At 41.9% G+C, this 14,121-nt stretch carries 8 protein-coding genes and 1 riboswitch; all 8 genes read right to left on the bottom strand.

Annotation, left to right across the window (positions count from 1 at the left end):
- Positions 1-231 precede the first annotated feature (231 nt).
- Entirely contained in the window at positions 232-1,953 is a 1,722-nt protein-coding gene (locus tag AC04Q6_RS03875) for an ABC transporter ATP-binding protein (protein WP_119248234.1), read from the bottom strand.
- A gap of 5 nt (positions 1,954-1,958) precedes the next feature.
- Entirely contained in the window at positions 1,959-2,705 is a 747-nt protein-coding gene (locus AC04Q6_RS03870; RefSeq protein WP_330428474.1) for an energy-coupling factor transporter transmembrane component T, read from the bottom strand.
- Positions 2,706-3,004: 299 nt separating this feature from the next.
- Positions 3,005-3,859, bottom strand: a complete 855-nt coding sequence (locus tag AC04Q6_RS03865) for a leucine-rich repeat domain-containing protein (RefSeq protein WP_119248224.1) — start codon at positions 3,857-3,859, stop codon at positions 3,005-3,007.
- A 55-nt stretch (positions 3,860-3,914) separates the two neighbouring features.
- Positions 3,915-4,070, bottom strand: a riboswitch (cobalamin riboswitch).
- Positions 4,071-4,164: 94 nt separating this feature from the next.
- Positions 4,165-4,698: a DUF4430 domain-containing protein gene (locus AC04Q6_RS03860; protein WP_119248223.1), complete on the bottom strand. Its 534-nt coding sequence runs from the start codon at positions 4,696-4,698 to the stop codon at positions 4,165-4,167.
- Positions 4,699-4,772: 74 nt separating this feature from the next.
- Positions 4,773-9,953: an Ig-like domain-containing protein gene (locus AC04Q6_RS03855; protein ID WP_244832567.1), complete on the bottom strand. Its 5,181-nt coding sequence runs from the start codon at positions 9,951-9,953 to the stop codon at positions 4,773-4,775.
- A gap of 61 nt (positions 9,954-10,014) precedes the next feature.
- The gene (locus tag AC04Q6_RS03850) at positions 10,015-12,024 is read right to left on the bottom strand and encodes a leucine-rich repeat protein (protein WP_119248219.1); all 2,010 of its coding nucleotides are present in this window, start codon (positions 12,022-12,024) and stop codon (positions 10,015-10,017) included.
- A 25-nt stretch (positions 12,025-12,049) separates the two neighbouring features.
- Entirely contained in the window at positions 12,050-12,589 is a 540-nt protein-coding gene (locus tag AC04Q6_RS03845) for a hypothetical protein (RefSeq protein ID WP_118069909.1), read from the bottom strand.
- A gap of 703 nt (positions 12,590-13,292) precedes the next feature.
- Positions 13,293-14,078 carry a class B sortase gene (gene srtB / locus AC04Q6_RS03840; RefSeq protein ID WP_119248218.1) on the bottom strand — a complete coding sequence of 262 codons (786 nt, stop codon included), beginning with the start codon at positions 14,076-14,078 and terminating at the stop codon, positions 13,293-13,295.
- Positions 14,079-14,121 lie beyond the last annotated feature (43 nt).

The raw sequence follows: 14,121 nt of genomic DNA, 5'->3' as shown, positions 1-14,121 counted from the left end.
TCAGATATTTCCTTCCATGGAAAAACCTGACCGACAGATACAAAAGCAGCGGAACCACTAACAGCATCAAGATAAGGGCAAACCAGGTCCTCCGGTTCACTTTCCCTTTCTTTTCCATCTGCCGGATGATCATCCCATCAGAAGGAAGGGTGTATTCTTCCAGATCTTCTGCCGGCCCATCTTCTGCCCTTTCATTTGGAATGTCTTCCCAGAATTCATCTATAAACTGGTCTAGTTGCTGTTCCGTAAGCATGCAATCACATCCTTTCCAGTCACAGCTTCCGGAAACAAATGTCTTGCCATCCGGTTTGCTGCAGTTGTGTAGAAATTATTTCCGGCAAAAAACTCCCGGGTATTCTGGCTGGTAACGATGTTTCCCTCAAAAAACAGGCCTACCCTGTCCGCATACTCTGCAACAAATTCCACGTCATGGGAGATCATAAAGATCGTCAGGCCATGCTGTTTCAGCCGGGTTAAGATCTTTCCGATCTCTTCTTTATATTCTGCATCCATTCCCTTCGTAGGTTCATCCATCAGGAGAATCCTCGGACGAAGCAAAAGGACTTTGGCAAGTGCCAGCCTCTGCTGTTCCCCGCCACTCAGATCATAAGGATGTCTTTCCAGAAGCCCTTCCAGCCTGGTAAGGCTTACGATCCCTTCTATAGCCTTTTCTTTTTTCATATGAATCTGATATTCCGAAGACATTTTTTCTCTCCTGCCCCCGATCACAGAATACAAATCTTCCAGGACTGTTTTCTTTAAGAAAATGCTCTGTGGGTTCTGCGGCATGACTCCCAAAAGCCCACAATACAGATCCCGGTCTTTATACGAACGGATATCCCGCCCTTCCAGAAGTATCTTCCCACGGTATGGACATCGCACCCGGCTTAAAAGAGACAGCGTAGTGCTCTTTCCCGTACCGTTTCCACCTACCAGTGCATAGAACTCTCCCTTTTTTACCTCCAGGGAAAGATCCCGGACAACATCCGGACTGTCCTTTTCATACCGGAACCAGACATCTTTCGCCTGAATGGACAATTCTTTCTTCGAACTATCTGTTTTTGTGTATCTGACTTTTTCAGTAATTTCGCTCTTTCGCTGACTATCCGAAGCAATTCCTTTTTCGTTACAGTAACGGGAGAGCCACTGTCTTCCCTCACTGACTGTCAGCGGACAGGTTGCCTGACTGTCTGTCTCACCATAGATCTGCATAGGAATCGGCATGGAAAGAAACATGCCATGTTTTTGTTCCTTTAATTTTACCCCGATTTCCCTGGGAGTTCCTTCCAGATAAACATTCCCCTTATCCATGACAAATACCCTATCCGCATAAGGGATGATATCCTGAAGCCGGTGTTCCGTAAGGAGCACCGTTGTTCCAATATCACGGTTAATCTTTTTTACGGTTTCCAGAAAATCAGAAGCAGCGATGGGGTCCAGCTGAGACGTAGGCTCATCCAGTATTAAAAGGGATGGATGCATTGCCATGATCGCAGCCAGGTTTAAGATCTGCTTCTGCCCTCCTGACAGCTCTGAGACATTTTTATAAAACCACTGATGGATACCAAAATAGCTGGCCATCTCCGCAACCCGCAGCCGGATAGTCGCATTGTCATATCCCAGGCTTTCCAGTCCAAAGGAAAGCTCATGCCAGACTTTATCCGTTACGATCTGATTATCCGGGTTCTGCATGACAAAACCGATCTCCTGGCTCTGTGTCCGGTGGTCAATCCCCGAAAGCGGCATCCCCCGGTAAAAGATTTCTCCCTCTGACTTTCCAACCGGGGCCAGCACGGTTTTTAACTGGCGCAGCAGCGTGCTTTTGCCGCATCCGCTCCGTCCGCAGATCACATTTAACGTTCCTTCTTCTATTTTCAGATTCGCATGGTCCAGAACCTTCCTGGAACATTCCGGGTATGCGAAGCTAAACTCCTTTACTTCTACAAGATTCATAATCATTATCCTTCCTGTTCCAGAGTTTCGTAGATTTTTTTGTAAGTCATATCCAGATCTGTTTCACAATGCTTCCGGCTTCTGGCAAAACGGATAGTCTCCGTCACATCCAGGATCACCGGAATGAAACAAAAACATGCGAAACAGATGTATGTAAGCATTGCTTCAACTACTGGAACAGATACCGGAGCCTGATGCCCCTGAATGGTAAAACCAGCAAGTAAAATACGGGGATCATAACTTGCATAAGAAGCCCCATTCATACAGCCAGTGGCAAATACAAGGAATAAAGCTGCCATCACTGCCAGAAGGCTTTTATCCTTCTTCGTAAATTTGTAAATGGAAAAAGCAGTCCTGCCTTTTAATCCATATCCCCTGCTCCGCATGGAATCCGAAGTTTCTATGGCATTTTCCAAAGCCCATGTGACCAGTATCGACAGCATATTAAATCCCGCACGGATGCGGTTAAAAAGACTGCCCTCTGAAACATCCCTTCCCATGGATTTCTGACCGTTCCGGATCACTTTCAGCTGCCCCGTAAATCTGGGGACAAAGCGAAGCGCCATGGAAAGGATCAGAGAAAGGGCCGGTATCAGCCTTCCAAACAGGTAAATAAATTTATCACTTGTCATAACTTTATTATAACAGGAAAACCACTGAATCACTACGAACATGACCGCTCCAAGGACTACTCCATAGACTAAGGCCTCCAAAGTGATCCAGTTTCCACTGCTTTCTACGTAATATAACATCGTGACCCCATAATGATTGAAAAGTGGATTCAGAAGAGCCACGATCAAAAGACTGGGAAGGGTAAAGAGAAAGCTTTGCCTAAGTGTCCTTTTTCCTCCAAGCAGAAGGATGGAATAAGACAAAGCACCCGCATAAGAAATGCAGATAAAGACGGGATGCTGATTAAACATAGTAAATAACAGTACTACAGCAAAATAAAAAAAATTCAAAAATGGATGGCATGTGGAAAAAGCATCAATGATGGATTGATCCGCAGGCTGTCTGTTTCTTTTCTCGGTCTTATTTGTTGATAACACGTTTAAATGTACTCCCTCTTTAATCCCTGCTCTTCACAGTACAAATCCACTTTGCTTCCCTTTTTGCAACGTATCGTGCAGTTTTTGTTCACGATTTTTGAGCCAATATGCTCAGGATCATGATGTATCTCCAGATATTCCAGCCGATTGCATCCATGAAAGACTTCCTCTCCAAGATACATGATATTTTCCGGAATATATACCTCTTTCAATTTCTTACATCCGAAAAAGGCCCTCTGATCTAATTTTTTAATTTCTTTTGGTAAGACTATGGTTTCAAAGCAACAGAAGTAAAAGGCTTCCAAACCAATTTCTTCCAGTGTATCCGGCAGCGTGATCTCCTTTAATTCCTTACAGCGGTAAAAAGCTCTTCTTCCTATACTCTTTAAATGCTCCGGGAATACCACTTTACTTAACTGCGTGCAGGAATGGAAACAGCACTCCGGAATCCTGCGGCATTCTGAACTGGTTTCAAATGCTACCTTTTTAAGGGTTGTGCATCCTTTATAACTATAATCTCCCAAAATTTCCAAAGATGCCGGAAATGTTACTTCTCTGAGAGAATGATTTTCCGAAAAAGCACTCTCTTTGATTTCTTTAACGGTCTGTGGGAATACAACGGGCTTACGGAGCTGGCAGCTTGCAAAAGCTTCCTTTCCTATGATTCTGCAGCCGGATGGCAGGATTATCTCTTTTATTTTCCCGTTGCCCTTATAACAGCAATCATCAATATAAATATATTTTTCAGGAATTGCTGCTACCTGTTTGTTTCTTTGCATACTGGCAAGCTGTGCCGTAAATGTACGATGATTAAATCGCAGTATACTCCATGTTGCTTTATCATTCTGTGAGCGCATATGATCTCCTTTCCAACGTTCGGCTCATACAAACTGTATATCTTTTACATGTTTGTATTCTTTACCTGACGTGTTGGATATACTGGCTCAAAATGCTTTCATAAGACGTTTTTCAGTCGATACATTTCACACAGGGAAAAGCAGCTCCGGAATCGCACCGGATTTCCTTAAATCGGCTGCCATCAGCCGAACCACGCTCGATTTTTTTGTTATTCTAATTATAACGATACGCCTTATTTCTGTCAATGTTCGCCAATGTTTCTGGTCTTTATCTCATACCAGTTTAACTATTTTTCACAATTTCTTTACTTCTTATCTTTGTATGGGTTTCCAACATCACTTCCAAGATTGCAGGTATACTTCCATTCAATCTTATCCCCATCTTTGGGCTTATAACTGGAAGCCCCATAATTCGGGAACTCTCCATTTACACTGTACATCCAGCCAGAATTTTTTCCGCAGTCAAATTCATAAAGCTGATTGATGCCTTCCACGTAATAGCTTTTATATAACGGGGTGTATTTGGAAGAGAGCTGGATGTTCTTTTCCCCGCAGATTTTTTTTAAGATGTCAAATACGGTATCGCCCGTAGTAAATTTAACTTCCATTTCCGGAAGTATCCAGCCATTCTCCGGAACAAATTCTTTTTTGGTTTCTTTTAAATCACCGATATTGTCAAGGATCGTCTGGCAGTCTATCGAAATGGTACAGGCAGCAGGCTTTCCGGAATCCCCTTTCCCGATTCCACAGCCCGTAAGGAGACAGCTCCACAAAAGCATAAAACAGATGATTCCTATTACCCCGATCCGTTTCCAATATATTTTTTTCAGTTGCTTCATAATTATCCTCTATCGGATGAAAAGGTACCAAAAACACTATTTGATTTTTGATACCTTTTACACCCTTACTCTGTTTACTTAACTGTAATTTTTATCTTTTTTGTCACCTTTCCAGATTTAACTGTGATGGTAACGGTTCCTTTTCTCCGGCCTTTAACCACGCCCTTCGAGCTGACTGTTGCAATCTTCTTGTTGGAAGAACGGTAGGTCACTTTCTCCTGGGAAGTGATCGGGCTGACCACTGGTTTTAAAGTAACACTCTTTCCTTTCTTGATGGTCAGTTTTTTCTTGAGGCCGCTGATCTTCGTAGTCTTTACCTTTGCAGTCTGGACTTTTACTTTCAGAGTCGCTTTCTTTCCACTCTTTAAAGTAACGGTGATCTTTGCCGTTCCTGTTTTGGTTCCGGCCTTGATCTTTCCGTTCTTATCAACGGTCACGATCTTTTTGTTGCTGGAAGCCCAGGACTTTATGGAATCTCCATATGCCATGGAAACCTTCACCTTTGTGGTGGCCTGTTTCCGCCGCAGGTTAATGGAGGATACGTTCAGTTTTATAGTTGCCTTTAATTTGCTTCCATAATTCCGTGTCTGTTTTTTACCGCAGAGGGAACAGGTTCCTTCCTGCTTCGCCGGACGGAATACCGTAGCTTTTGCCGTAGTTTTCCAGGTGTATTTATGCGTATGTGCAATTACAGGAATCGTTTCCGTCTTTTCGTATCCGCAGACCTGGCAGGTATATCTCATCAGTCCGGTTGTCTTATAAGTAGCAGCCTTGATCTGCTTTCCTTTTCCATAGGAATGCTTCTGGTAACCACCCTTTTTCGTGTTATCCGTGATGTCACATTTTCCATACATGGCAACACACTCATGCCAGTGGGCATCCTTATCAAAATTCCATTTGCTGTCCCATACATGGTCATGTTCCAGGGTATAATCATCGGTATAATGGAATACGATCTCATCCCCGTCTTCCAGGTACTGCTCTTTTACTCCAAGATCTGGGTGGATTCCATTTAAAGTATACATCCAGCCGGAGTTCTGTCCGTTGGAAAATTCTGCAAGCTCCTGACCATCCTTCGTGATTCCGGCAATGTAGGTCTCATCCCTCAATGTACGACAGCTCATTCCATTTTTGGACAGCACTTCTTTTAAGAGTTCCAGGACGTTGGCATTTCCATCGATCGTGTAATCTTTTGCTGCGATCCAGGTATCCAGATTTCCTTTTCGCAGGGTGTGTTCCTGATCCTCCTTTGCACTGCCATGAACAGAGTCTCCGAGAAGCGTAAAGCTTACCGTGATCGTACCGGCATCTTTTTTCAATACCTTAACGGTCAGTTCCACGAATGCTTCCTTATAGGAAATTTTCAGTTTCTGTTCCCCACGTTTATCCTTGTTATATCCCTCTATGGTAAGATCTGTCAGCGAAAGCTCCTGTCTGGTTCCGTCACTGATCACAGCAACCACTTTCATTCCACTGAGATCCAGGTCCTCCCCAAGGTAAAACTCTGTCCGGTAATCACCAGTCAGCTCCAGGGAATCCACATAAACACGCAGGCCTTCTGTAGAGACCAGTTTTTCCTGGTCTGCCCCCAGTGGATCATCCGTCCGGTTATATCCGGTCTGCCATCCGCAGCCTTCCACCTTCGGGCAGCTGGTGGTTTCTTTTTCTGTATTGACATAAGTGGCTCCGCTTGCCGTCTCATGGGTCAGACAGTTGGTATCAATGTATCTTACAAAACCGATTCCTTTATCTGCCCCGCAGTCTTTTGCATAATAATTGTTGGTGATGTCATCGATCCGGTTCAGGCTGTCATAAAAACCAATGATACCTCCTACATATGCTGCGTCTGCCTTTGTTGCCTGTACCTTTCCTGTAAAGGAATTGTTTTTAAAGGTATAAGTGCAGTTGTTCCAGGTCTGTGCCACATAGAGGTCTCCACCAAGGATTCCTCCGACCTTGTCAGAACCGGTGATGCTTCCCTCTGAACTGCAGCTGTTGATAGTTATCTTGCATCCGTTCGGGGCTGTGGAATTGTCATAACCGCCGCCCACAATACCACCAGCCACTTCACCAGAAGCCTCTACGGTGCCATAAAATTTACAGCCGATCACAGAGCAGTTGCCCATGGCATTGTCCCTGGTTCCGATAATACCGCCTACATAACTGGTTCCGTAAACGATCGCATAACTTACACAGTCTTCTACGGTACCCTGCATACGTCCGGCAATGGCCCCGATCTCATTCTCATTTCTGTCATATCCGATGACAACATCTTTCTCAATCGTACAGTTCCGTACCGTTGCCTCAAAGGCTGAAGAACATCCGGCATAAGGGCTCATCGTCTTATTCGCACCCAGAAGGCCGGATTTCAGGGTACTGGAACCACTTTTCAGGGTAACATTGTCGATCTCAACTGCCATTCCGGAAAGTCCCACACCTTCAAAGTTATTGACAAGGCCATAACCGGCAATCTTCTTTCCATAGATGTTCAGGTTACGGATCCTTGTATTACGGACATAACCAAAGAGAGGCAGCCCGCCCTCCGGTACTATTACGGTATGGTTATTTCCATCAAAAATACCGCTGAATGCATTAAGGTTCTCGCCATTTTTCAGGTCTTTCCTTCCATCCTTAGTCACACCGATAGGCTTCCATCCAGTTGGCAGGGTGATGTCTTCCGTAAGCTGGAAGTATGTATTTTCAAAGGAAAATCCCTCTGTATTTACTTTGTCCCGCAGTGCTTCTACATCTGAAGCTGTCTTAAGGAGATATGGAGAGCTTTCACTTCCGTTTCCCTCCCATGGGAGAGGAGCTTCTGTGACGGTGACACAGGCAATATCCGAACAGATCTCTTCACTCGATATCTTTACACCATCACCATTTATATATGCTAGAATATTTGTTTTTACTTTACAGTAATAGTAAGTTATTCCTGTTTCTTTTATTTCTGGACTATATGTATTTTCAGTCGCTCCAGATATTAATATTCCATCTTGCGTTGAATTTACTCTATTTTGATACCACTGATACTCTGTTTTAACGCGAAAATCGTTAGATTTTTGTACAACTATTTCCAATTTTTCTGTAATAGGGATTCCCTTGACATAGGTTGTGTCTTTAGGCTGTTGGAGTATTACAGGCTTATCTGCTACATGTGGGTATACTCTTGCTGAAAAAACGTTACTTGTCGCAGTATAAAGATGTGTATTTATTTCATAAGAAACAAGGCATCTATAGTATCTATAATACTGTGGCTGAGTTGTATTTATTGTGTATGAATTTTCAACTGCATTCTCTATTTTATCATAATCTTTAATATCCGAACTTGCACTTGAACTTACATACCATTGATAAGAAAGTTTTCCTTCATTTTCCTGTAAAACAGAAGCTTGCACTATAAACGGCTCAGCTTTCTCGCCTTGCATAATCCCTACTCCATTTGGCTCCCTGTTATCAGTAAGTATTGGAGTATAGTCAATTTCCCCCGACTTTATGGTAAGCGTATATACTGTATCTTCTGAAACATACTTTGCATCATCTTTTTTTAATATTATGACAGCTGTATACTCCGAATGACTATTCCAATCAGGCGTGAACCGCAAAGCCCCACCAAGTGGTCGTTTAATAAGTTCAACACCATCCATCGCAATCAATTCCGGATGTTCCGCAATTGAGCCATAGCAGTCATTGTCACTTCCGGCAATGTCAATATATTCCGTATTTTTCGGTACAGTCACCTCGAGGTTTTGACTTTCTGTAGTATCCTGCAAACCTGTAGGAAATTCATGTCCCCAGGAATCACTGACTGTCAGCTTATTTAAACGTGCTTTATAATGTATTGGAACTTCAATTGACTGTAAAATATTTCCATTCTTTCTTACTTCAAAGCCAATAGAAAGAATTGCTTTTGAAGAATATTTCACACTCGTATTTTTTAATAGAGTTGAGGAATCCTGTGACAATTTCACTCTTTTTACTGTATCATCCAATGGACTGGTGTAAACTGCATATAAAGTACAACCCTCTGGAATGCTTTCCATTGTACTTACATTTACATAAAACTCGCCATGACTGAATCCTATTGGAAAGTTAAATGCTTGCGTCCCATCAAAAGCGTTGACTGATTCCTCTTTTACTTCAGTTTCACTGTTTTTAATGCAGAGTCTCACACTGCTGATATAATCGCCTTTATCAACTCCACCCGGAACAACGGTTATGTTTGCATATGCTGCTGAAATCGCAGTACTCTCTGTCCCATTATTATTGATTTGTTTTTCTGCTGTAATAAAGTAGGGAGTTTCTCTTGCTTCCAGCACTGGAAGTGTTACTTTTCCCTCTGCATCTGTTATAATGTTTTCCTGCTTTTTTCCATCTATATAGATAGACGCTCCCTCGCAGTTTGAATATGCACGTCCGGCATCATCTTCCTGTCTGAGTCTGAGAACGATCGGCTGTCCTTCTGTAACGGTCTGTTCTTCTTCTGTAAAAAATGCAAGTTTATCCTGGTCCTTTTTCTGCTGTATGAAAAAATGCATCTCGTCACCATTTTCTACAGTTCTTCCAAGCGCAGAACCATAATTGGCACTGTTACGATTTAACGAAGACTTAATATATGGTACATTCTTTTTGTCATATCCCCATAACCGGTAAATCACGCCATCAAATATACCTGCGTCATCCGCGTGGTAATCATAACCAGCCTCTGCTCCTCCTGGATAATACAAGTCATGAGCTACCCTCAGAGCATCATCCATAGTATAGCTAGATTGTCCGCTTAACGTTATTACACGTCCTGCCATAGGTTTTCCATCTTTGTCATCAAGAAACTCTCCATCTTTACTGACACTGACAGTTACCTGTATTTCTTTTGATTCTCCTGTTTCTCCTTCAGACTGGTCTGTTCCATCACTGAAAAGAGCGGCACTCCCATCTGTAAATTCACTTTCACCTGTAACCGGCTCCTCCATCTCCAGATCAAACTCGGAATCTCCATCCTCAGCAATCTGAATATCATCCGTATCTTCTTCCGTAAGATCAACCTGATCATCGGATAGTGTCCCTTCTTCCGAATCCACCTGCTCATCTGCAGAAATATCTTCTTCCAGAATATCCTGACTGGCCAAATCTGTTTCTTCGGATGTATACGCCTCATTAGCATTCCAGTCTTCTGCAAATGCATTTACCGGAAGCTGTAGTGCTAACAAAAATACCAGCAGCCATCCGGCAATCCTTTTCCACAATTTTGTTTTTTTCATTTTGTCCCTCCTTTAAAAAAAGCTCCTCTTCCTCACGGAAGAAGAGCTCTTCAACTCTTAATTATTTTACCTTGACAGTCACTTTAACGGATTTAGATCCGGATTTTACTGTTATTTTTACAGTACCTTTTTTCTTTCCGGTTACAACGCCCTTGGAAGAAACGGTTGCAATCTTTTTGTTGGAACTTGTATAAGTAACTTTCTGACTGGATGTGAATGGAGTTACGACTGGCTTCAGTGTCACTCTCTTTCCTTTCCGAACAGTTACATTTTTGGATACTGTAATTTTTGAGGTTTTTACTGCTGCTGTCTGAACTTTTACCTTAACTGTCTTCTTCAGTCCACTGGCAAGGGTAATCTGCAGTTTCGCAGTTCCACTCTTTTTACCAGTAATCTTGCAGGTTCCGTTAGACTTGCCGCTTACTGTGAAGATCTTACGATTGGAAGATTTCCAAGATTTCACAGAATCGCCTTTTGCAAGTCCGGTAACTTTAAGTCTGGAAGTAGACTGTTTTACTTTTAAGGTTACAGTAGAGGCATTAAGAGTTGCTTTCGGTGCAAGCTTTTTGCCAACATTTCTTGCCTCGCTCTTATTGCATGTAGAGCATTTTCTGGTCTGAACTTCTGGTTTAAATACTGTAGCTGCTGTTGTTCTTTTCCAGTTGCTCCACTTATGGCCTGTCGCTTTAATAGTTTCGGTCTTTGTTTCGTTGCATCTGCTGCAGGTATAAGTAAGAGTACCATCTGCTGTACAGGTTGCTTTCTTGGTTACTTTGGAAACAAAATCATGTCCAAGTGCCGGAATCTCCTGTACATCTTCTTTGGCATCACAGGCTGTACAGTGTTTGCTCTTTTCACCAGCTTCTGTGCAGGTTGCTGCTTTATCTACTACATAATCCTCGGACCATGTATGACCAGTAGCAGGAATCGCATTTTCCTCTGTCGGATAAGAATAGTGTTCTCCGCATACTTCGCAGACACCAACTTCTTTCCAGCCGTTTTCTGTGCAAGTTGCATCTTTTGATTCTATAGCATCTGCTTTGCAATGAACAATAGTTCCCGCTGGAATTGTCGATCCGGACCAACTTGCAGCCGGAATCATAGAATCCCATTGTTCTTTTGTTCCAGCATAACAAGCTGATTTCAAGCTTGATTTATTAAAGGCATTCCTTCCAACACTTGTTACATTTTTAAAATCAAATGCAGTAAGTGCCGTTCCTTTGAAACATTCTTTTGGAATTTTATCAATATTGCTTTCACAATTAAATGTTTTTAATGATGTACATCCATTAAATGCATTGCTTCCCAAATCTTGAATTTTTTTCGCTGTTACTGTAGTTAATGCTGTACAATTTTGAAAAGCATATTCTCCAATTTCCAATTCTTCGTTTTCAAATGTAACACTTTCCACGCCAGAATCTGCAAATGCAGCGTTTTCAATTATTTGGACATTATTCAAATTAATGCTCTTCAACGCATCTATATCACTAAATGCAGCTGTCGAAATTTTAGTAACATTTGGTGAGAGTACTACTTTCTCCAGATTATCATAAGCTCCTGGTCGGCCATTATCAAAATTAAATTTTCCAATCTGAGTGATTTCACCTTCAATTACTACAGTCTTAGCATTATTAAGCTCTGTTCCGTATTTATTTCGCCATTCACTTGTCCAACCTGATTGTGTATTATCTGGTAACGCTACCGGAATAGAACTTTTCATATAAAATGTCTGGTTACTGCTATCATACTTAAAAGAAAGTCCCGTAACCTCTTCTGACTGTATCCAACCGTCTTCTTCACTTGCAAAGTCAGTGCTATCACTACCATCATCAAAAGAATCTATTGCACTATTTTCTACACTTTCCTGTTCAGATTCAGTAAGAATAGAGTTGTTCTCAAACACAGCAACATCATCTTCTGGTTCAATTGTCTCAATTTCTGAATCAACCGTCACATCTGGTTCTTCTACGCTTTCAGCAACAACATCTACCTGTTCTGACGCCAATACTGGAGCCGAAGTACTTAAAACCATGGATAAAGCAAGGCAATAGGCAAGATATTTTTTTTTCATCACAATTCCTCCAACGCTCTACTACTTACCAATCAAAGTGAGTAGTATCATAGCTCAATACGATAGAAAATTCATTGGCTGATGGTACCTTTGTTCCACCTAATGTTGTCTGCGGATAAGAAGAAGTGTCTTCCAAAGTAACATCATTTCCCGGATACCACATCCAAGAACTTCCCTGCCATGTAGCATGAATCATATTACCCTTTTCATCATATGTCGGGTTAATATTTTTTCCGTCGTTTGCATTAGCATATCCTGGAACTTCAAGTGCTGTTAAATACTCATTAGCTTTTTCATTCCAAGTGACACTAAGCTGATTTTTAGTATCTGCTAAATCAAGAGCATCTTTATAAGTACCATTTGGATCCACGCCAGTTACAGTAACTACAGGATTGGTAATTCCAGAAATCGGTTTCGGAGTTCCTAAATAAGTATTACTGCTTGTTCCCTGTTCCCATTCTCTGATGTAAATGTGCATTGTTGCTGCGGAAGCCATTACAGTTGAACCAAGCATCATAACAACTGCTAAAATGACTGCTGATAATCTTTTGAATTTTTTGCTCATACCTTTTTCTCTCCTTTTCTTTTCAGATGCTCATTTTTCGTAGTTTCTCCTTAGGACAGCGGTTTCTGTCCCGTACAGATCACGAGTCTGGACCTGCCTTTCTCCTCCTCTCCCGTATTGGGAATATCCTGGTGCTCTGAGATGTGATGGTAACGTGCGGTTTTTCTTGTAAAAAAATAAGCCGCACCCTACGCATGGCACGACCCAGTCACAAAATACCCGTGCCGCCCTGAAACCGAGGGTTGATGCACAATATTGTAGGGATAGACCTGACTTGTAGCTTTTGCTCATCACAGTAGCGTTCCTGTGTCGGATTTTCACCGAACTTCCTATATATGAGTCTTTGTCGAACCACTCATATATAAAATCTCTACAATATTACCTTTTTTATAGCATAACTTTTTTTCCATATTTTGTCAATCATTTTGTCTTGAAATAGCAGAAAACGTCATATGTTTTTATAAACAAAATTCGAGAAAAATCGACATTTTTCTTCTCAATTTTTAAAGTAGTCGCAACTAACATCACTTTTCTTTCTTCCTTTTTCTACAATCATATTTCCATCAAAGTGCCATTTTACGCCATTCCTGCAATAAAAAAAGGCCTTTCCGGATAGACCATGATTGTTCCTGTCCATCCAGAAAGACCTGAAAAATAAAATGTTATATTTTTTAGAAATTATCCATTAAATTTCTGCAAACTTTTAAATAAAATCATGGGTTTCGTTTTCCACAAACTCCCCATCTAAGAAAGCAAGATCATCCCCGGCTTCCTGTACTTCTGCTTCCTCGTCAGAATATCCTATCTGCCCACCTTTCTCTTCCTGCCTTTCACACCATATGACCAGACGTTTGGAGGCATCTGTTCCACAGGTAGAAAGCAGAAGCGTTGGAACTTCCTCCTGCGTTCCAAGTAAGAAAGCATCTCCATCTGCCGGTGTATACTCGCATTTTACGATCACAAAGATCCATACTCCTTCATCCGGAAGATACAGATAGAGGATACGGTGTTCTTTTAAAAATTCATCGTCAAGGAAATTTCGAAGTCCGCGGAACATGCTGCCATCTTTCATATTGTGGCCATAAATGATGTTTTTGTCATCAGAAAAATCGGCATTGTTATCGGAATCCAGGAAAATGGCTCCTGCCACATGTTCTGTCTTCTTAAAAGTGTGCGTCAGATAGTAGGAGTCATCGTTTCCCTGTACTACTGGATAATCAATGCTGGTATCCGGGATTCGGATCCATGCAACGATATCCGGATTGATCTTTTTTAATGCCTTAAAATCAACCACGGTCTGTTTTCCATCGTTTCCATCTGTTCCTTTGGTATGGTCATCCTCATCCGTTTCCTTGACGTATGTACGCAGGTCTTCATATTCCTGCACACCTTCCCGGTACATAAAGTAAATGCCAAAACCGGTACATACGCAAAAGCTGAGTACCATCAGGCAGACTGCCACGATCATGATTTCTTTTATGTGTCTCATACAAACCTCCGATTATTCTTCCTGGAAAAAGGGCTGCCCGTAA

Source organism: Blautia sp. HA9023, assembly GCF_056504095.1.
The sequence above is the reverse complement of the archived record's forward strand: the minus strand, read 5'-3'. Positions and strand labels throughout refer to the sequence as shown.